Below are 20,098 nucleotides of genomic sequence, written 5' to 3' on the forward strand. Positions count from 1 at the left end.
GTCACCGCAGTTCAGTGCGCGCCGAGCGAGCCGAGCAGCCCGCCCACCGCCTGCCCGGCGGTCGCCACGACACCGTCGAGCGGTGCCGGCACGCTGATCGGCAACCCGGCGACCGGTGCCGGTGCCGGTCGCGCGGGTGGGTCGACCGGGGCGGGGGCGGGCTTGGCCGTGGGCGTGGACGGCTCGGCCGGCGCCGGCGCGGCCGGGACGTCGCCGGCGGCCGGCGGTCGCGGCGCCGCCGGACGGGCCGCAGCGGTGGCCACGCTTTCGTCGTAAGTCGGATCTTCCCCGGCGTACCCGGGCTCGTCCGGTACGGCGAACGAACCCGCGGAATAGGTGCGCATCCACGCCATTACCTTGTTCAGGTAATCCTCGGAGTTGTTGTAACCGAGAATGGCACTCCGCAGTCCGGGTCCGGTATTCAGATCACGATCGCCGGCGCAGAGATACCGGCCCGCGGACTCAGTGGAATCGTAGACGTTCTGCACGTCCGCCCGGCCGTCACCGGATCCGTCCGCGCCCCATTTCTGCCAGGTCGACGGGATGAACTGCATCGGACCGGCGGCACGCGCCCACTGGCCGCTCTGCGCGTCGACCATCCTGGCGAAGCCGGGCGAACCGTCCAAGGCGGGTCCGTAGACCGGGCGGACCATCGTCCCCTGCGCGTCCACGTCGCCGTGGCGGGCGTGGTTCGACTCGATCTTGCCGATGCCCGCGAGCAAGGCCCAGTTCAGGTGACACCCCGGAGCCGAGCGACCGAGGGAAGCCTCCGCCCGGCGGTAGGCGTCGAGCACGGTGGCCGGAATGCCCGTCTCCGCACCGGATCCGGTGGCGGCACCGAGCCGGTGGTCCACCGGAGCCGCGAGCGGGGGGAGCACCGGCACGCCGGGCAGCGTGGCCGGGAGCCCCGCTCCCGGCACGGGTGGCCACCCCGGTTTCGCCGGTGCCGGCGAGCTGGTCGCCGCACCGGCGGGAAACGGCCGCCCGTCGGCCACGGGTTCGACCAGCAGTACGCCACCACCGACCACGACCGCACTCGTGAGCGCGACCGCGGTGTAGGCGGTCGTGCCGACCCGGTGCCGTTTCCCCACCCTCCTTCGCCCTGCTCGGTGGCTGCCTTTGCTGCGATTCCCGATCGGCACGGTCATGCCAGGTCCTTTCCGCTGCGTCATCGAAACCGAGGACTGGTATGCTAAGATTCTAGCATGTTTCTTACCGGAAGAACGACCGTAAAGAAAGGGTTGGTGGGTCGATGCCCGTTGCCGTGTGCGCCCTGTCCCATTCGCCGCTGATCGGTTTCAACCACCCGGCGAAAGCCGTTGAAGAGCGGGTCGAGAAGGCTTTCGACCACGCGCGGCGCTTCATCGCCGGATTCGACCCGGACCTCGTGGTGCTCTTCGCGCCCGACCACTACAACGGTTTCTTCTACGACATGATGCCGCCGTTCTGCATCGGGACGCGCGCCACGGCCCTCGGGGACTACGACACCCCGGCCGGTGAGCTCTCGGTCGCCGACTCCGCGCGGACGCTGGCCAAGGACGTCCTGGCGGCCGGGATCGACGTCGCGCTGTCCGAACGGATGTACGTCGACCACGGGTTCTCCCAGCCGCTGCAGCTCCTGTTCGGCGGCCTCGACCGCGTTCCCGTCGTCCCCGTCTTCATCAACTCGGTCGCCACCCCGCTCTGCCCCGTCGGCCGCGTCCGGCAGCTCGGCACGGCGATCGGCCACGCGAGCGCGCACCTCGACGAGCAGCGCGTGCTGTTCCTCGGCTCCGGCGGGCTCTCCCACGACCCGCCGGTCCCCCAGCTGGAACACGCCACGGCCGAGGTCGCCGCCCGGCTGATCGACGGCCGCAACCCGACCCCCGAAGAGCGTGCCCGGCGACAGGCCCGCGTGATCGCCTCCGGCCTCGACCTGGCCGCGGGCACGTCGTCGATGCAGCCGATCAACCCGGAGTGGGACCAGCAGTTCCTCGACGTGGTCTCGGCGGGCGAACTCGGGCTCGTCGACGCCTGGAGCACCGAGTGGTTCGCCGAGCAGGCCGGCCACTCCGCGCACGAGGTGCGGACCTGGATCGCCGCCTACGCCGCGATGGCGGCGCGGGGGAAGTACGTGATGAACTACCGGTTCTACGAGCCGGTGCCCGAGTGGGTGGCGGGTTTCGCCGTCACCACCGCCGTTTCCGCCGACGCCTGATCCCCCGGGCGCGGCGCCGGACCCCTCCGGCGAGCGGGTCCGGCGCCGCGCGTTCCCGCCCGGCTTGAGAGGAAACCATGAAGTCAACGTTGACTCCGCCCCGGAACGGCCGCGGGCACCCCGTCCCCCACGCCGTCCTGCGCGAGATCCGGGCCGTCACCACCCGGGCCCGGTCCGTGCTCGGCGATGACCCCGGCCCGGACGTGCCCGATGACTTCCCGGCCGCGGAAGAGGCGCTGGCCGAGCTCGCCGAGCGGATCGGCGAACTCGCCGCGGCCGGCCGGGCGGGCGCCGTCCTGGATCTGTTCATCGAGGTCTCCGACGTCCGTGAACGGCTGCGCCAGGCCCGGCTCGACCTCCGGGTGCGGGTCCACGCCCAGGTCCAGGAGGCTTTGACCCGGCTGCAGGACGCGCGTTCGGTGGCCCGCCTCGCCGAGTGCGTGCCGGAGGCGGTGTGCCGGCTCGGGTTCGACCGCGCGCTGTATTCGGAGATCCGGGAGTCGGTGTGGGTGCCCCGGTCGTGCACCGTGCTGGGCGATCCCGCCTGGGCGGCGGAGATCCTGCGGATCGGCCGTGCGGAGTCCCCCGTCCTGGACCGCACGGTCGTCGAGACCGAAGCTGTGCGCAGGCGGCGCGCCTTGCTCGTCACGGACGCGCAGCGGGAAGCGCGGGGGCTCGCCTGCCTGGTCGAGGCCGCCCGCCTGGAGTCCTATGTGGTCGCTCCCGTGGTCGGCGACGACGGCGTGCTCGGGCTGGTGCACGCGGACCGGCACGTCCAGGGGCGTCAGGTCGACGAGTTCGACCGCGAGGTGTTCGGCGCCTTCGCCCAGGGGCTCGGCATCGCGTTCCGGCGGACCCTGCTGGTCGAACGCCTGCAGTCGCTGCGGACCGAGGTCGGCCGGTTCACGATGAACATCGCCGACGCCATGGACCGGATCCTGAACAGCGGCCACCCGGCGGCGCCGCTCATCGGCGACCCGGTGGTCCCGCCGCCCGGGCCGGTGCCGGTCCGGACCTTCGTGGAGTCGGCGCTGACCCCGCGGCAGCTGGAGGTGCTCCGGCTCATGGGTGAGGGCCGGACCAACGCCGCGATCGCCACCCGGCTGACGATTTCGGAAGACACGGCCAAGTCCCACGTCAAGCAGATCCTGCGCAAGCTCGGCGCCGCGAACCGCGCGGAAGCGGTGTCGCTGTTCCTGCGGACCCAGCAGGGCCGGGCCACCCCCGAGTCCGCCTGAGGGTCACCAGAGACTCCACACCGCGGCGAGCGCGAACACGACGCCCACGACCTGGAGCGCGTGCCCACTTCCCCGCAGCTTCCCGATGCGCCGCAGGCGTTCGGGTTCCGGCAGCGCCGGGCTGACCCGCCCGGCCGCCGCCCGGCAGCCCCACCGTCCGATCGCGACCAGCGCGGCGCCGGCCTCGGCCAGCGCCGCGAAGTCCGCGATCACCGCGACGGCTGGGGCTGGCCCGGTACCGGGCCCGGCGCTGGTTGACCCGCCGCCTGACCCGGTACCGGCTGCCCGGGTACCTGACCCGGCACCGGCTGCCCCGCCGCCTGGCCCGGCGCTGGTTGCCCGGGTACCTGACCCGGCACCGGCTGCCCCGCCGCCGGGCCCGGCGCTGGTTGACCCGCCGCCTGACCCGGTACCGGCTGGCCCGGGACCTGACCTGCTGCCTGGCCCGGCGCCGGTGACCACCCCGGCGCCTGCTGCGGCGGCGCGGCCGGGTCGGCCGGCCGGTAGGTGTCGGCGTACTGCACGTTCGCGTTCGCGAGCTGCGTCCCGAGCCAGCCGCGCCACGTCGCCAGGGCCTTCTCCAGGGTGAGCTGCTGCTTGAGCTGGTCCTTGATCTGGTCGAAGACCGCCGGCTGCGGGGGCAGGATCTGGCGGACGCGGCCGACGTTCCAGCCGTGCGCGGTCTGCACGGGACCGAACAGCCCGCCGACCGGTGCCGCGAAGGCCGCCTTGGCGTAGCCGTCCTCGAGCTGCGCCGCGGTCACCTGACCGAGGTCGCCGTCCTTGTCCCGCGTCGCGCCGTCCAGGCTCCGCTGGGCCACCAAGGTTTCGAACGGAGTCCCGGCCTTGAGGTCGGCGAGCACCTGGGCGGCTTCCTCCTCGGTCTTGACCACGATGTTGCTCAGCTGCCGCCGTTCCGGCGTGTCCAGCTGCGCCTTCCGCTTCGCGAACGCGTCCGCGACCTCGCCGTCGCCGACCGAACTGCCCGCGGTGACCGAGTCGAACAGCTGCGAGACCGCGAGCTGGCGCTTGATCTCCGCCAGCACCGCGTCCTCGGACGTGCCGGTGGTGCCGAGCGCCTGGACGAACTTGCTCCGGGCGTCCGGCCCTTCGCCGATCTGCTGGGAGATGAACCGGGTCAGCACGTCCTGGGCCGCCTTGTCGGCGACGACGATGCCGCGGTCGCCCGCCGCGCGGTCGAGCACCATCCCGACGGCGACCGCCTTGGCGGTGTCCCGGCGGAACGCGTCGGACTTGGCGGTGTCCTGCTGGTCCGGTGGCTGCACGCCGTAGAGCGCCTTCAGGGTCTGGATCCGCTCCTGCAGCTGGTTGACGGTCTCGATCTGGCCGCCGTAGGCGAAGACCGCGTCGTCGGGCAAGTCGTCGGCCCGCGTCGACCACCAGGCGAGGCCGGTTCCGCCGAGCAGCACGACGAGGACGAGCAAGGTCAGGATCCGCCCACGGCGGCTTCGGGGCAGCCGGACCTTGCCGGGCAATGCGGTGATCTTCATGAAGTGACTCCCACGAGTGTGTCGGGCACCGGGCTGGTTTCCGGAGTGGCGCCGGGCCGGGCCGGCACGAGCCAGCCGACGAACCGGGCGGCGGCCATCGACAGCACGACGGCCGCGGCGAGCAGCAGGCCGAACTGCCGGATGGCATCGATCCGCGAAAGCGCCAGTGCGAGGTAGCCGACGGTGGAAACCGCGCCGACCAGCAGCACGGATCTGCGCAACGCGTGATCGCGACGGCGTCCGGCTTCCGCCAGCAGCACCGCGAACTCGCAGCCGACGGCGGCGATGAGGGACCCGAGCGCCATGGTGATCGGCGTCAGCGAGATCCCGGCCAGCCACACGGCGAGCAGGCCCGTCCCGGTGGCGACCAGAGCGGTGGCGACGGCGCGGAGGGCATCCCTCCGCCGGGCGAGTACCACGGCGAGCACGAGCCCGGCGACGGCGATGCCGACCCCGTTGGTCCAGAACCGGTTGCCGGAGACCAGCTCGTACCCGCGTGCCGCGACGATCGGCAGCCCGGTCAGTTCGGCGCGGTACCCGGGTGGTGCCGGGGGAAGCTGGTTCAGGAGGTCGTCGCGCAGGCCGATCAGGCTCTCGACGTCGTCGAGCCGGACCCCGAACGAGAGCACGGATTCCTGCCCGTCGGCCCGCAGCACCGCCCCGGTCAGGTAGGGCGGCAGCAGGCGCACGGCCGCGGTGATCTCGTCCTTCGTGGGCGCCGACCCGAGGAAGTTCAGCAGCGTCGGGAGCGAAACGACGGGACGCAGCCGGTCGCCGTGCCGGGCGACGATCACGTCCTGGGCCTGGCGCAACCACGCCAGCGCCTGCGGAGAAGTGACATCCGGGCCGTGCAGGACGGCGTCGACCTCGCCGGAGGAGCCGATGACCTGCTCGACGTGCTTCGCGTCGTCGAACGCGGGTAGTCCGTGCGCGAAGCTCTCGACGTCGCTCTGCAGGGGAAGCCCCGGCAGCAGCGCCCAGCCGCCGGCCGCCAGCGCGGCCACCGCCAGTCCCGCGCCCAGCCGTACGGGCAGGCTCGCCGACCGTCCTCCGTAGACCTTCACGGGCGCGGGCTCCGCCACGGCCGGCCGGAACAGCAGCCCGACGGCGAAGGCGACCAGCACCCCGATCCCGAGCGCGATCCCGAGGTCCCGCACGAACGGCAACGGCGCGAAGGCCAGCGCACCGAACGCGGCCGCGGTGGCGGCGGCGACCGCGAACACGACCCGCCGGTCGGCCTGGCGCGCCAGGTAGGTCGGGAAGTCGCTGCCGACGCCGAGCAGCACCGGCAGGAAGGCCACCACCCCGAGCGACAGCGACCGGCCGAGCCAGCCGAACAGGGCGACCGTCACCGCCGTGGCCACCAGCGAACCGGCCAGCGGCAGCAGCCGGTGCCGGCGGCGGTGCCACGGCACCAGCAGGAAGCAGAGAGCCACCGCGACCAGCGCGGCGCCGCCGAGCAGGGGAAGTTCCGCGCGGACCTCGTCGGCGAGGGCCCCCGCGATCGCGGGGACGCCGGACACGGTCACCTTCGCTCCGTCGACGGCGGCCGCGCCGACCGCGTCCCGCACGCCCCGGACGAGCCGCTCGGTGGCGGACTGGTCGAGGTTCTGCCGCGGGCGGACGAGGATCGCGACCGCGTTCGCCGACGGCACGACGAAGTGCCACTGCGGCCGGGGATTCCCGTCCGCGCCGAAGACGACCGCGTTGACGAACGCCTGGTTCTTCAGCGTCGGCAGGCCCGCCGGCAGGGCCTGCACGAGCAGCTTGCCGTACCGCTGGTCGAACGCGGCCACCGCGTCGTCGGCGGCCTTCCCGGCCGCCTTGTCGGACGCACCACGCTGCTTGGCCTCGGCCTGGGCCTGCGCCCGCAGGCGGTCACGGCGGCCGGACAGCTCGGCCATCAGGTCCTGGGCCCGCCCGGCGGCCTGGTTCAGGACGGTCCCGGGCCCGTACACGGCGGCGACGTCGGGCAGCTTCGCGAACTCGCCCTCCAGCTTGACCAGCGACGGCAGGTGCGGCTGGTCGAGCAGCAGCCCGGGTTTCGCCGATTCGAGCAGCACGACGACGGGGTCGCCGCCGAACGACCGGCTCAGCTCGTCGAACCGCGCCACCGCGGGGTCGTCGCCCGGCAGGAACGAGCCGACGCCGGTCTCGATGCGCGTCTTGGCGATGCCGGTGCCGACGAACCCGGCGAGGACGACGAGGACCGCCGTCATCGCCAGGACCTTGCGGGACGGCCGCCGCAGCTTGAAGCCCCTCACTTCGGCGGGTCCTGTTCGACCCGCGGATAGGACCCGGTGAACGGTCCCGGGTTCGCCGACTGCCCGGGCGCCGGGTAGGGGTTGTTCTTCTTCAGCGGGCCGACGTCGATGTTGAGCGGCAGGCCCTTCACGCTCTGCTCGTTGAAGACCATGAACAGCCGGATCGCGTTGCCGTTGGCGTCACCGCGCGCCGTCACCTGCCCGATGTTGGTGAAGAACGCCGCGACGTCGCGGCCGTAGGGCACCAGGTAGGACAGCATCGGGTTCACGTCGCCCAGGGCCACGTTCAGCGTCGGCAGGAACTTCGACGCGTCCGCGGCCACCGCGGGCACCCGCTGCAGCGTGCCGGGCGCCGCGTCGAGCACACCGTTCAACGACGGCAGCAGGCCACGCAGATCGGCCGAGGTGGCCGGCAGTTCCCGCAACGCCGCGTCGAGGTCGGGGGCGGCCGCGTTCAGCCCGCCCGCGACCGGGCCCAGCGCGGGCGAAAGCCGGCTCAGCCCGCCACTGGCGTTCTTGGCGGTGTCCATCAGGCCGGGCAGCCGCCGCAGGACCTCCCGGAGCTCGGTGTCGCTGCCCGCGGTCGCCTGGGTGAGCTTGTCGGCGTCGGTCACCAGGTCGGCGATCTGCCCCCGCCGGGTGTCGAGCGCCGCGAGCAGCTTCGCCGTGTTGCCGGTCAGCTGCTGCAGGTCCCCGGACTGGGCCGCCAGTGCCGCCAGCGCGCCGTGTCCCTCCCGGCCGAGATCGCCGAGTCCTTGCAGTGCCTGGGAAACTCCCTGCTTGGTGTCCTTCGTCCCGGCGCCGAGCGAGCGGACCAGCGAGCCCAGCGACTCCTTCGTCGGCTGGTCGAGGCTGGTGAGCACGTCGTCGAGTTCGACGGCCTCCTTGCCCGCCGACGGCGGCAGCACGGTGCCGCTGGGCAGCGCCGGGCCGTGGCCGTCGGTGATCTCGAGGTAGGTCTCCTCGATCAGGGTCTTGTTCCGGACCTGGACGGTCGCCCCCTCGTGCAGCGGCGCGTTCTGGTCGAGCCGCATCGTGACGTGCGCGAGGTCGCCTTCGGTGCGCAGCGCCTGGACCTTGCCGACCTTGACCCCGGCGATGGTGATGTCCGAGTCGTAGACCAGGTTCGACGCGGTGCGGAACTGCACCTCGGCGGTGTAGCCCGCCCGGGAGATGCCGGGCAGCCGGCCACCGGAGTTGAGCCACAGGTAGCCGAACAGGCCGGCGCAGGCGGCGATGAACACGGCCAGAACCAGGGTCCGGATGTGCGGGACCAGCCCACTGGGAATCCTCATTGGACGCTCCCTCTATCGCGCGGCGGCGGCTTGCAGGGCGGGCAGCAGCGGCAGCAGGCCCGTGACGCTTTCCGGCGAGAGCTGGGCGATGGCGCGGTAAGCCGCCCCCGTTCCGTCGCGCAGGCTGGTGATCGACCGCGAGTTCGTGACGAACGCGGCCAGGTCGTTCAGGTACGGCAGCACCGCGGTCGTGATCGGGCCCAGCCGGCCGGTCACGTCGTGCAGGTCGCCGAGTGAAGCGTTGAGGTCGCCGACGAACGGACGCAGGTCGTGCACCACCGGGACGGCCTTGTCGACCACCGGCCGGGCGGAGTCGACGGTCTCCCCCAGCTTGTCGACCGTGCCGGTGAACTTGTCCAGCGAGCCGGGCAGGGTCCCGCTCGCCTCGCGCAGCTTGTCCAGGACCGGGTCCAGCTGGGCGCTCAGCGCGCCGATGCTGCCGGTGGCCTGCGAGAGCTGGTGGGTGAAGTCCGGCAGCTGCGCGAGCGCGGCGTCGAAGTCGCCGTTGCGCTGCCCCACCGTCGCGAGGGTCTGCTGCAGGGAACCGGCCAGCGCGCTGAGCCGCTGGTCGTCGCCGCCGGTCGCCGACGCGATCTGCCCCAGCGACGTGACGAGCTTCTGCAGCGTCTCCTTGCGGGTCTGCAGGGCGGTCGCGACGGGACGCAGATCCCGCACGACCTGATCGGTCGCCTCGAGGCCCTTCGGCAGGTTGCCCGGCGCACCGGCCAGCGCGACGTCCGATTCGGACAGCAGCGTGGTCAGTGCGGCCCGGGTGTTGGTGTCCAGGTGCCCGAGTGCTTCGTCGACCTGCACCGGCCGCACCGAGTTGGCGACGGGCAGCACACCGTCCTCGGGCAGCGGCTTTCCCGGCGGGCCGCCGGGGTTCAGCTCGACGTACATCTCGTTCAGCGGGCTCTTCGGGCGCAGCAGGACCCGGGCGTTGTCGTACACCTGGTGTCCCTGGTCGATCGCCAGCTCGAGCCGCGCGTGCCCGCGGTCGTCGACGCTCGCCGCGCGGATGTCGCCGACGGCCACGCCCGCGATCCGCACTTCCTGCCGGCTCGACGGGTTGATCGCGGGCGCCGACTCGAAGGTGACCGAGAAGTGGGTCTTGCCGTCCCACGGCACGCGGACCTGCTGCATGGTCAGGATGTAGCCTCCGGCCACCAGCCCCGCGGTCACGAGCGCGGCCACGGCGAGGACGTTGCGCTTGAGCCGCGGTTCGCTGGAGATCCGCTGCCAGGTCCGCCGGACCCGGCCCGGGTGCGCGTTCATCGGCCGCTCCTGTTCTCCGGGGTGGCGCCCTGCAGGTGGGCGAGCGTGTTCATCAGCTGCTCGAAGTTGATCGGGGTGCCGGCGATGCTGCCGCCGCCGAAGCCCGGCTGGAGACCCACGGCCACGCCGTTCGGGTCGGTGAGCGAGGAGGCGCGGTCCATGGTCGCGAACATGTAGCCGACCTCTTTGTAGAACGGCTGGTCCGAGCCACCGCCCGCGTAGATACCGGTGCCCTTGAAGGGCGACAGCACCATGTGCATGATCGGGCCGTTGACGCGGTCCAGCACCGGCCCGCGGACGTCGTCGAAGACCTTCGTGGTGCCCTGCGCGGTGGGGACGAGCTGGTCGACCAGCGGCTGCGCGTCGGTGAGCAGGCCGCGCACGTCGGTCAGCAGCGGCCGGGTCCTGGCGAGCACCGGATCGGCGTGCGCCAGGAGCTCGTCGAGCCGGCGCGCCACCGGCCGCGCGGGGTCCGCGGTGTCCCGCAGCTTGCCGAGCGTGACGCCGAGGTGGGTCAGCCCGTCGTCCGCGTTGTCCAGGGTCCTGGGCAGGTCCGCGATCGCGGTGGCGATGTCGGTGCGGCGATTGTCGAGCGTCGAGGTGACCTTCTGCAGGTTCTGCACGATCGAGTCGAGCTGCCCCGGCTGCTCGGTCAGCACGCGCGCGGTCGACTCGAACCCGTGCACGAGGTTCGGCAGGTCGCTGCGCGGGTCCTCCCCCTGCAGGCCCTGCAGCACCGGCGTCGTCGCGTCGAGGGTGTCCGGCGCGTCGGCGAGCAGACGGTCGATCGCCGACCTGCCGCCGGCGCGCAGGGTGTCGTCGAGGTTCTGCGTCGCGGAGCGGATGCCTTTCACCGCGTCCGGCTGCAGGGCGTCCGCGAGCTGCTGCAGCTCTACCGGGGTCTTCGTCCGCTCGACCGGGATGGTGCCGGCGAAGGTGGTCCGGCCGCCGCCCGGGACGAGCTCCACGTAGTACTTGCCGCCGAGGATCGTCGTCGGGCGCAGGGCGGCGCTCGGCGTGGCGCCGAGCTTGCCCGTGACGCCGTCGTCCACCTTCAGCTCGACCAGAGCCGAGCCGTCGGCGGCCCGGTCGATCGAGGAGACCACGCCCACCGGCACCCCGGCGACCTTGACCTGGGAGACGAACGGCTGCAGGTGGTAGTCCTGGGCGAACTGGACGCGGACGACGTCACCGGGCCGCAGCGCCGTCGCGACGCGGTCCTTCTCGAGCAGCGCGAAGCCGGCCAGCAACGTCACCACCAGCACGACGATGCCGAGCTTGAACGCGGACACCGGCCGCCGGTGCCCGGTGCGAGAACGAAGCGCCTTCACCGGTTGCCTCCTGGGATCTTCCGGGCGTCCTGCGCCGCCTGGCCCGGTGCGGGATAGGGGTTCCGGGCGACCAGCGGATCCCGCACACCGCCCTGCCCGAGCACGGACTCCTCGCTGAACAGCAGGTACAGCCGGAGGAAGTGGCCGTTGGCGTCACCGTGGGAGAGCGCGGCGGCCCAGTTCGTGAACCACCCGCTGACTTCCGGGGCGTACGGCGCCAGCACCCGCAGGAACTGGTCGGCCTTGTCGAACGTCTGCGTCAGCCGCGGCGCGAGCGGCCGCGCGTCGTCGACGGTCTTCGTCAGGTCGGTCAGCGCGGGCTCGGCCTGCCGGCCGACGTCCGGCACCTTTCCCAGTGGCGGCACCGCTTCCCGCAGCACGCCCCGCAGGTCGGGAGTGGCCTGGCCGAGGGCACGCGCGCCGGGCACGAGCTGGGCCATGCCGGCGTGCAGGTCCTTGAGCGGTGCCTGCAGCGACTGCAGGCCGGCTCGGGCGGCCTGCAGCGTGCCGGGCGCGCGCTGCACGACGTCGCCGAGCGGTTTTCCGTCGTCCACCGCGACGGCTTGCATCGTCGTGTCCAGGCGGCCGAGCAGTTCCGACAGCTGTTCCTGGCGCCCGGCGAACCGGGCCGACAGCCGGTCGGCCGAGGTCAGCAGCGCGGTCAGGTCGGCGCCGTCGTTCGCGGACAGGACGGCCGAGACGGTTGCGAGGTCGGGCAGCATCCGCGGCGCGGCCTTGAGCGCGTCCTGCAGGTCCTGGGCGTGCCCGCCGGCCCCGCCGCCCGTTTCCCGGACGGTCGAGCCGAGCGCGTCCCGGGTGGGCGCGTCGAGCACGTCGAGCAGGTCGCTCAGCTCCTGCGAGCCCGCGGTCCGCTTGGGCGGGATCACCTCCGCCGGGCCGAGCTTCCCCGCCGCGGGCGTACCCGGCGTCAGCGCGAGGTACTTCTGCCCCAGCGCGGACCGCGAGGCCACCGTGACGCTCTTGGCCTCCGCCGCCGCGTCCCGGTAGACCTCGCGCGTGCCGTCGAGCTGGAGGGTCACCCGCGGGGCGCCGCCGACCAGCCGGACGTCCTTGACGCGGCCGACCCGGACGCTGGCGACGCGGACGTCGTCCCCGGGGCGGAGCGCGCCCACGTCGGAGACGTCGGCGTCGACGAGGGTGTAGGTCGCCCCCGGCAGCCCCTTGTCCGCGGTGAGCGCGAGCTGCAGCGCGAGCGCGAACACCACGAGCACGACCACCCCCGTGGACACCGAGCGGAACTTGCGCTTGGCCATCAGGAACCTCCGAGCAGGAACTGGAGAACGCCGCTCTCCTGGCGCTCGTTGAGCCCGGTCACGCCGCCGTCCGGGGCGACGAGGGACTTCGTGTCGAGCAGGCCCGACGAGCCGAGCGGTCCCGGAAGCCCGGGGATCGGCGAAGGCGGGGATTGCTTGCCCCCGCCGGGAATCGTGGGCGGCGGCGGGGTCCCGGTCAGGGACGGCAGCAGCCCGGTGATCTCCTCGGGGTGGATGATCGCCTGGCCGCGGAAGTAGTGCGAAAGCCCGTCCCAGCCGTTGGTCGACATCGCCCAGAACCGGAAGAAGTTCAGGACGTTTTCGATGTTGCCGGTCAGCTGCGCGGTGAGCGGGTTCGCCCCGGCCACGGTGCCGCGCAGGCCCGGGCCCGCCTTCCGGAGCTCCTCGACGACCGGGCGGGCCGCGTCCATCAGCTTCTCGGCGCGTTCGAGGACGGGCTTCGCGCTCGTCAAAGCCGGGTCCGCCGACTCGCTGAACTTGCGCAGTTCGTCGCTGACCGCGGAGAGGTTGTCGGTCGTCGGCCGCATTCCCTCGAGCACGGGCGTGGTGGCCTTGGCCGTGCCCGTGAGCTCGGCGAGGGTGTCGCGCGCGGCGGAGAGGGTTCCCGGCAGTTCGGCGAGCGAGGCGGCGAGGCCCTCCTGGTTCTTGGCCGTGACGTCGAGCACCTGTCGTGTGGAGTCGACCAGGCCGTCCAGGGTCTTGCCGTTGTCGGCGGCCAGTGCGCTCGCGACCGGCTGCACGTGGTCGACGAGGTCGGTGAGCACCTGGTTCTGCTGCCCGAGCAGCTTCACCAGCCCGTCGGTGTCCTGCATGGACGACGCGAGCGCCTTGATCGAGGCCTGTGCGCTGGCGCCGTTGCCCTGCATGCCCTGGCCCAGCATCGTGACCAGCGCGGCGAGCGACTGACCAGTGGGGTCGTCGATCGTGTTGAGCACCTGGTCGAGGTCGGTCGCCTGGCCGGTCTGCTTGATCGGCAGCACGTCGCCGTCGTTCAGCAGCGGTGCCGAGGCAGTTCCGCGATCGAGGTCGACGAAACGCTCGCCCAGCAGGCTGACCGGCTTGACGGTGGCCCGGGCGTCCTTGTGCAACGGCAGGGCCGACCCGTCGAGCTTGAGGGTGACGACCGCCTTCGCGTCGTGGACGCTCATGCCGGCCACCTCGCCGACGGTGACGCCCTTGATCTTCACGTCGTTGCCGACGACCAGCGGGCTCGCGTCGGCGAACTCCGCGGCGATGGTCAGTTTCTCCGGCTGCTCGCCGGAACCGGTGTTCGTGACCGCGGCGCCCGCCACGGCCGCCGCCACCGCGGCCGTGGCCAGCACGGCCTGGATCTTCCGCCGTGTCCTCATCGGACTCCACTCCCGAAGGCGTCGGTCCACGGCTGCCCGGCGATCGCGCCGGGTGCCGGGAACGGGTCGCTGACCATCCCGGGCGGCATGACTCCCGGGTTGTTGTCGAAACTCGAGAGCCCGGCCGGGATGTTGACGCGCATGTAGTGGCCGTTGCTGTCGTAGTTGGCGGCCGAGGAGCCCCAGTTCGACAGCCACCCGACCACTTCGGGCGTGTACGGCCGCAAGAAGCTCAGCGCGGGCGTCAGCGACGACACCGCCGAGTTCGTGCCGGGCAGGGCGCCGTGGGCGCTGTCGAGCAACCCCGGCGTGAACTGCAGCAGCGTGCCGAGGGACCCCAGGGTCGGCCGCAGCTGCGCCACGGTCGGGCGGAGGTCCGCGAGCACGGGGCGCAGGGAGCGGGCCACGGCGGGCAGGCGGTCGGTCGCCGGGCGCAGATCGTTCAGCAACGGCACCGCTTTGTCGACCGTGCCGGGCACATCGGCCAGCGTCCGGTCCGCGGTCCCGAGGGTGCCGGGCAGCTTCCGCAGCGCCGCGCGCAACTGGTCGCGCTGCTGCGCGGCCGCTTCCGTCGCGCCGGAGAGCCCGGAAACGATGGCGCGCACCTGCTGGTCACGGTTCACCAGCGTGCTGACCATGCCGTTCAGCTGCCCGGCCAGGTCCTTGATCGCCGGTCCGTCGGAGCCGACGGCGCGCAGCACGCCGCCGAGCGCTTCCAGCGTCGGGCCCGCTTTCTGCACGGTCTGCCGGAGGTCGGTCTCGTTGCCCGCGACGGTGTGGTCGAGTCCTTGCACCAGTGAACTGAGGTGGGCGCGGGTGGCGGGGTCGAGGGCGGCCAGTACCTTGTCCATCTCGACCGGGTCGGAGACCTTGCCGTCCAGGGTGCCGCCCGGCGGGATGACCGGGTTCGTCTTCGGCCCGTCCCGGACGTCGAGCTGCCGCTCACCCAGCACGGCCTTCCACACGATGCCCGCCGACGCGCCGGAGTGCAGCGGCGCGAAGTCCTTGGTCAGCTTCACGGTGACCTGCGCCCGTCCGTCCTTGATGGACACGTCGTCGACCTGCCCGGCGTCGAACCCGTTCACGAGGACCTTGCTGCCGGCGATCAGGCCGGTCGCCGACGGCAGCACCACGTTCGCCGGGTAGCCGTCGTTGCCCGGGGCGATCAGCAGCGCGGCCGCGGCCACCGCGGCGACCCCCAGGACCAAAAGCGGAATTCTGCGCATGGATTCAGTCCATTCCCAGCGGTCCGGCGGAGTTGCCGGAGAGGAACTGGCGGACGAACGGGTCCGGGGAGTTGAAGGCCTCCTCGGTCGGTCCGTAGTGGACGACCTGGCCCTTCCAGATGACCCCGACGTAGTCGCTGACCTTGCGTGCGGTGCGGATGTCGTGGGTCACCAGCAGGTAGGTCCCGCGGTACTCCTGGTGCATGTCGAGGATCAGGTCGTTGAGCAGGCTGGTGCGGACCGGGTCGAGGCCCGAGTCGGGCTCGTCGAACAGGACGATGTCGGGGTTCATCACCAGCGCCCGCGCGAAGCCGGCCCGTTTGCGCATGCCACCCGAGACTTCGTTGGGGTACTTGTAGGACGAACGCTCCAGGCCGACTTCCTTGAGCCGCTGGTTGACGATCGCCTCGATTTCGTCCTCGCTCTTGTCGGTGTGCTTGCGCAGCGGGAACGCCGTGTTGTCGAAGATGTTCATCGACCCGAACAGCGCGCCGTCCTGGAACAGAACACCGAACCGCTTGCGCAGTTCGTAGCGCTCCCGTTCGTCGATCTTCCAGATGTCGCGCCCGAAGATCATCACCTCGCCCTGGTCCGGCTCGAGCAGGCCGACGAGGTGCTTGATGAGCACGCTCTTCCCGGTACCCGACGGGCCGAGGATGGTGGTGATCGCGTTGTCGGCGAATTCCAGGTTGAGCCCCTTCAGCACGTCGAAGCTGCCGAAGGACTTGTGGACGTTGCGCACCTCCATCGTGTGCACCCGCTCCGGTGAGCCGATCGCGGCGGCCGTCCCGTTCGTCCCGGTGACCATGAGTTCTCCTTGTTCAGTTGCCGATCGGCATGTTCGGGTAGGAGCCCCAGAAGAACCACGTGCCGAGCAACCCGACGACGTGGATGAGCACCATGTTGAGCATCATCGATTTCGCCGTGTTTCTCCCGACCCCGACCGGACCGCCGGACGCGTTGTAGCCGTAGTAACAACCGACGAAGATGATGATCGTGCCCATCGCGATCATCTTCGAAATCGCGGCCATCAGGTCGTAGGGGTTCTGGAACAGCCAGAAGACGAAGGAATAACCACCGCTGGAAACGGTGCCCAGCTGGTAGACCGTGACCAGGTGCATCGAGATGAACATCAGGCCGAGCCCGACGATGTACAGGAAGGGCATGCAGAGCCAGGCGGCGGCGATCCGGGTGCCGACGAGGTAGCTGCGCGACTTGATGCCCAGGACTTCCAGCGCGTCGATCTCTTCGGCGATGCGCATCGACCCGATCTCCGCGACCAGCCCGCACCCGACCTTCGCCGCGAAGATGTAGGCCCACATGTACACCGACATCTCACGCAGGCCGCACACGTCGTTGAACACCGCGGAATAGATCGGCGCGCCGACCTGCTTGAGGGTGTAGCTGGCCTCGGTCGCGCACATCGTGCCGACGACGAACTGCATCAGCCAGACGATGATCCCGCTCGACAGGATCAGGATTCCCGCCTGCGCGAACACTTCCGTGACGTGGTGGCGCAGATCCGGCAGGCTGCGCACCGTGCGGCCGCCGAACTTCATGATGTCGCCGCCGACCGCGACGGCGTCGCGCAGCTTTCCCGCCAGCCCGCCGACCGTGATGACGACGTCGGGTGCTTTCGTGCGGCCCGTCGGTGTGGTCATTTCCGCATCCCTCACTTGAAGACCTGCATGTCGGGGTTCAGTCCGAGGAGCGCGGACGTGTAGACGTAGTTGAAGATCCAGATCGAGGCGAACGAGATGACCACCGCCTGGTTGACCGCGCGGCCGACGCCGATCGGGCCACCCTGGGCGGTCAACCCCTTGTAGCAGCAGACGACCGACAGGATCAGGCCGAACGCGAGGGTCTTCACGATGCTGCCCCACATGTCCGTGGTGGTCGCGTTGGACCAGAAGTTCCCGATGAAGGCCGCGCCGGTGGCACCGAAGATCGGCACGGCCGCGATGTACCCGCCGATCACGCCGCACACCAGCGCGAACACCTCGAGCAGGCCGGTCATCAGGGTGACCGCGATGATCCGCGGCAGCACGAGGGTCCGGACGGGATCGACGCCGAGGACCTGCATGGCGTCGATCTCCTCGCGGATCCGCCGCGCGCCGAGGTCGGCGGCGATGGCCGTGCCCATCACCCCGGCGACGATCATCGCGTCGATCCACGGCGCGAACTCGCGGACACTGGCCATCAACAGGAACGAGCCGAGGCGGTCGGGGATGCCGAGCACGCTGTAGAGGCTGCCGCCCTGCATTCCCGGGCCGGCGAACCCGAGCGCGGTCGTGGAAATGATGACCGGCAGCCAGCACCGGCGCAACGTCTCGAACATCAGGTCCCGGACTTCGCCCCAGTACCCGAACGGGTGGCGGATCGCGAGCCAGAGCACCCGGCCGAGCAGGTGGACGATTTCGCCGGCTTCGACCAGCGGCCGTTGCGCACCGGCGCTCCACCGTCGTGCGGGTTTCGTTGTGGTCACGCCTTTTCGCCTCGCTTCCGGCGAGAGCGGACGGCGTGCCCGGCGAAGCCCGCCAGCCCACCGACGGCGACGGCGACCGCCGCGGTGGCCAGCACCTGCTGCGGTTCGACCGGCCCCGAAGCGACGAAACTCAAGGGCAGCACGAAAACGTAGCTGCCCGCCGCGGTCACGGCACCCTGGACGATCGGGCGATCCGCGTCACCCGTGCGAAAGCCGGCGAAGGCGAAGGCCACGACGGCGGTGATCAGCAGGAAGCTCGCCCCGGCCGCGGGAGCGACGGCCGCGGCGATCGGCTGGAGCAGGGCACCGATCACCAGGATCACGAAGCCGCGCCAGATACCGCGCCCGCACGCCTTGGTGTCGATTCCCCGCACCATCGTCACCCGGGTGCCGGACCGGGCGACCGGCCCGACTCGTGATCGGCTCACCATTCCACCCAACTCCTTCTCCGGGCGTGACCGTGCCTGCCGGTCAAGCCGCGTCGTGGGACCGCGATGGTCGGTAATGATGCGGCGCGCGCAACCGCGCGCGCATCACCACCTGGCGGCAAAGGGATACCCCGTTGGGGTGGGTGTGCCCGGGCGCGGAACCTCTACTGTGGACGGTCTGCCGGGTCGTGGTCGAGCAGGCCGTAGGAACCGGCCATGCCGGCGGCTTCGACCCGGTTGGCCGCGCCGATGCGGTTCAGCAACGAGGCGACCATGCGCTTGGCGGTGCGCTCGGACACCAGCATCCGGCCGGCGATGTCCTGGGTCTCCAGGCCACGGGCGAGCAGCGCCCACAGCCGCAGGTCCTGGGAGTCGAGCGTGTCGAGCAGCGTTGCCGGCGGCTTGCGGGTGGAGGTCAGCAGTACGTCGAGAAGCTCGCCTTCGAGGACGCGGAACCCGGCGGCCACGGCCAGCAACGGGGCGACGAGGACCTCCGGGTCGGCCGACTTGGTGAGGTAGCCGTCCGCGCCGGCACGCAGCGCCTGCTCGGCGAGCTCCAGGTCGTCCGATCCGGACAGTGCGAGCACGCGGGTGGCCGGGTGGCGCCGCTTGATCTGGCGGATGGCGGCCGCGCCGCCCAGGGGCGGCATGGCCAGGTCGACGAGCGCGAGATCGGCCGCACAGGACTCGACCAAGGCGGGAGCCTCTTCGACGTGCGTGGTGGTTCCGCCCACCTCGAAGCGGTCACCGGCGGTGGTCGTCAGCAGCAGCGCCAGGCCCTTGGCGAACAGGTCGTGGTCGTCCACGATCACGACCACCAGGCGCCGATCAGTCACCGGCCTAGTATGGCAGGCACGTTCCGCTACCAAGCTGACCGCGGCGGTCACAGCGAGTCATGAGGAGGACGGCATGCCAGCCGACGGGCCACCCGTGCCGGGCGCGCTGTCCGTCGCTCGCGTGATGGTGACCGTGCGGCTCGCGGTCGCGCTGTCGGTGGTCCTGCTGCTGGTCACCGGCGGCGAGGACGCGCGGCGGCACCTCCCCTGGGTCGTCGTGACTCTTTGCGTCGCCTCCGGCTACGCGATCGTCGTCGCGGCGAATCCTCGGTGGGAGCTGTACGCCTCGCCGGCGGCCTGGCTGCTCACCGCGCTCGACTCGGTCTTCACCCTGCTCACGATCGCCATGACCGGCGCCGTGGCCAGCCCGGCGGTGGCGATCCTGGTGCTCGTCGTCACCGCCGCGGCCATCCGCCTGCCCCTCGGTCCCACCATGGCCCTCGCCGCCGGGCTGGGCGTCACCTATCTCGCGGTGGCGTTGCTCGTCGACCCGGGATTCACCTCGTGGCCGGAGCGCTGGCTCCAGGGTCTCTGGTGGACGGGCTACCTGGTGCTCGCCGGCCTGCTCGGCGCGAGCCTGTCCCGGCTGGTCGAACGCGAGCGGGAAGGCGGCATCACCGCCCGGGTCGAGGCGATGGCCGAGCACGCCGCGGCCGAGGAAGAACGCGACCTGCGGCGCCGGCTCCTCGAGTCGTACCAGGCCCAGCAAGACGGCCTCGCGATCCTGCTGCACGAATTCCGCACGCCCGTGATCTCACTCCGCGCGCTGGCCCGGGGGCTCGCCGCGGACGGCTCGCTCGCCCCGGCCGACCGCGAAACGGGCAGCCGGCTGATCGCCGAGCACGCGAACCACCTCTCCGACATGCTCGACGCCCTGGGTGACGTGGAGGCCAGCCGCCGCCCGGCCTTCGGCACCGGCCGGTCCCGGCCGGTGGAGCTGTGGGCCCTCGTGCTCGCCTCCGCGGACGCGGCCGGGCTCGGGCCACCGCGGCTGCGGCTGCGCTTCGACAGCACGCTGACCGTCACCACCGACCGCCAGCGGTTCCGCCGGGTGCTCACGAACCTGCTCGAGAACGCCGCCCGCCACGGTGAGGGCAAGCCCGTCGACGTCGAGGCCGAACTGACCGCCGGCCGGCTCCTGCTGCGCGTGCTCGACCGCGGCTCCGGTGTGGACGCGAGCAACCTCGCGAAGCTGACCGGCAAGTTCACCGCGGCTGGCGCGAACCGCGGTACGGCGGGCCTCGGCCTCTGGATCGTCGAACAGATCGTGCAGGCGCTCGGCGGCCGCGTCGGCTTCCGGAACCGCCCGGGTGGCGGGCTCGTCGCCGAGGTCGAGGTCCCGGCGGACTGACCGAGCCGGATTTTGGC

At 71.8% G+C, this 20,098-nt stretch carries 18 protein-coding genes; 3 read left to right on the forward strand and 15 right to left on the reverse strand.

The genetic code is table 11. From position 1 onward, the window contains the following. Window positions 1-11 precede the first annotated feature (11 nt). Window positions 12-1,148, reverse strand: coding sequence for a lytic transglycosylase domain-containing protein (locus tag ACYVLJ_RS35010; protein WP_460441896.1), 1,137 nt, complete (start codon window positions 1,146-1,148; stop codon window positions 12-14). A 104-nt stretch (window positions 1,149-1,252) separates the two neighbouring features. Here ACYVLJ_RS35010 and ACYVLJ_RS35015 point away from each other — a divergent pair, with 104 nt between their 5' ends. Together ACYVLJ_RS35015 and ACYVLJ_RS35020 are read left to right on the forward strand one after the other, a co-directional pair. Beyond that, window positions 1,253-2,197: a 3-carboxyethylcatechol 2,3-dioxygenase gene (locus tag ACYVLJ_RS35015; protein WP_460441897.1), complete on the forward strand. Its 945-nt coding sequence runs from the start codon at window positions 1,253-1,255 to the stop codon at window positions 2,195-2,197. Between the two features lie 89 nt (window positions 2,198-2,286). After that, the gene (locus tag ACYVLJ_RS35020; RefSeq protein ID WP_451976984.1) at window positions 2,287-3,435 is read left to right on the forward strand and encodes a LuxR C-terminal-related transcriptional regulator; all 1,149 of its coding nucleotides are present in this window, start codon (window positions 2,287-2,289) and stop codon (window positions 3,433-3,435) included. 3 nt (window positions 3,436-3,438) lie between these two features. Here the strand turns inward: ACYVLJ_RS35020 and ACYVLJ_RS35025 are convergent, their stop codons facing one another. The 14 genes from ACYVLJ_RS35025 to ACYVLJ_RS35090 all read right to left on the reverse strand — a co-directional run bounded on the left by ACYVLJ_RS35025 (window position 3,439) and on the right by ACYVLJ_RS35090 (window position 18,730). Next, entirely contained in the window at window positions 3,439-3,648 is a 210-nt protein-coding gene (locus tag ACYVLJ_RS35025) for a hypothetical protein (RefSeq protein WP_460441898.1), read from the reverse strand. Further along, complete coding sequence (locus ACYVLJ_RS35030) at window positions 3,645-4,946, reverse strand: peptidylprolyl isomerase (RefSeq protein WP_460441899.1); 1,302 nt, start codon at window positions 4,944-4,946, stop codon at window positions 3,645-3,647. Before ACYVLJ_RS35030 ends, ACYVLJ_RS35025 begins: the two co-directional genes overlap by 4 nt. Continuing rightward, the gene (locus tag ACYVLJ_RS35035) at window positions 4,943-7,210 is read right to left on the reverse strand and encodes an RND transporter family protein (protein WP_460441900.1); all 2,268 of its coding nucleotides are present in this window, start codon (window positions 7,208-7,210) and stop codon (window positions 4,943-4,945) included. The genes ACYVLJ_RS35030 and ACYVLJ_RS35035 overlap by 4 nt, the downstream gene beginning before the upstream one ends. After that, a complete protein-coding gene (locus ACYVLJ_RS35040; protein ID WP_451976973.1) occupies window positions 7,207-8,505 on the reverse strand; it encodes an MlaD family protein in 1,299 nt (432 codons plus the stop codon). The genes ACYVLJ_RS35035 and ACYVLJ_RS35040 overlap by 4 nt, the downstream gene beginning before the upstream one ends. Window positions 8,506-8,517: 12 nt before the next feature. After that, window positions 8,518-9,780, reverse strand: coding sequence for an Mce/MlaD family protein (locus ACYVLJ_RS35045; protein WP_460441901.1), 1,263 nt, complete (start codon window positions 9,778-9,780; stop codon window positions 8,518-8,520). Then, the gene (locus ACYVLJ_RS35050) at window positions 9,777-11,111 is read right to left on the reverse strand and encodes an Mce/MlaD family protein (RefSeq protein ID WP_460441902.1); all 1,335 of its coding nucleotides are present in this window, start codon (window positions 11,109-11,111) and stop codon (window positions 9,777-9,779) included. Before ACYVLJ_RS35050 ends, ACYVLJ_RS35045 begins: the two co-directional genes overlap by 4 nt. Next, window positions 11,108-12,385 carry an MlaD family protein gene (locus ACYVLJ_RS35055; protein WP_460441903.1) on the reverse strand — a complete coding sequence of 426 codons (1,278 nt, stop codon included), beginning with the start codon at window positions 12,383-12,385 and terminating at the stop codon, window positions 11,108-11,110. The genes ACYVLJ_RS35050 and ACYVLJ_RS35055 overlap by 4 nt, the downstream gene beginning before the upstream one ends. Beyond that, window positions 12,385-13,755: an MlaD family protein gene (locus ACYVLJ_RS35060; RefSeq protein WP_460441904.1), complete on the reverse strand. Its 1,371-nt coding sequence runs from the start codon at window positions 13,753-13,755 to the stop codon at window positions 12,385-12,387. The genes ACYVLJ_RS35055 and ACYVLJ_RS35060 overlap by 1 nt, the downstream gene beginning before the upstream one ends. Further along, window positions 13,752-14,981 carry an MlaD family protein gene (locus tag ACYVLJ_RS35065; protein WP_460441905.1) on the reverse strand — a complete coding sequence of 410 codons (1,230 nt, stop codon included), beginning with the start codon at window positions 14,979-14,981 and terminating at the stop codon, window positions 13,752-13,754. Before ACYVLJ_RS35065 ends, ACYVLJ_RS35060 begins: the two co-directional genes overlap by 4 nt. Window positions 14,982-14,985: 4 nt before the next feature. Next, window positions 14,986-15,789: an ABC transporter ATP-binding protein gene (locus tag ACYVLJ_RS35070; protein WP_451976955.1), complete on the reverse strand. Its 804-nt coding sequence runs from the start codon at window positions 15,787-15,789 to the stop codon at window positions 14,986-14,988. Between the two features lie 13 nt (window positions 15,790-15,802). Then, window positions 15,803-16,642 (reverse strand): ABC transporter permease, encoded by an 840-nt coding sequence (locus ACYVLJ_RS35075; RefSeq protein ID WP_460441906.1) that lies wholly within the window; start codon window positions 16,640-16,642, stop codon window positions 15,803-15,805. An 11-nt stretch (window positions 16,643-16,653) separates the two neighbouring features. After that, entirely contained in the window at window positions 16,654-17,466 is an 813-nt protein-coding gene (locus ACYVLJ_RS35080; RefSeq protein ID WP_460441907.1) for an MlaE family ABC transporter permease, read from the reverse strand. Beyond that, entirely contained in the window at window positions 17,463-17,894 is a 432-nt protein-coding gene (locus ACYVLJ_RS35085; RefSeq protein WP_451976946.1) for a hypothetical protein, read from the reverse strand. Before ACYVLJ_RS35085 ends, ACYVLJ_RS35080 begins: the two co-directional genes overlap by 4 nt. Before the next feature lie 164 nt (window positions 17,895-18,058). Then, a complete protein-coding gene (locus ACYVLJ_RS35090) occupies window positions 18,059-18,730 on the reverse strand; it encodes a transcriptional regulator (protein ID WP_460441908.1) in 672 nt (223 codons plus the stop codon). Window positions 18,731-18,803: 73 nt separating this feature from the next. Between ACYVLJ_RS35090 and ACYVLJ_RS35095 the strand changes: the two genes are divergently transcribed. Then, a complete protein-coding gene (locus tag ACYVLJ_RS35095) occupies window positions 18,804-20,081 on the forward strand; it encodes a sensor histidine kinase (RefSeq protein WP_460441909.1) in 1,278 nt (425 codons plus the stop codon). Window positions 20,082-20,098 lie beyond the last annotated feature (17 nt).

Source organism: Amycolatopsis stemonae, assembly GCF_054781455.1.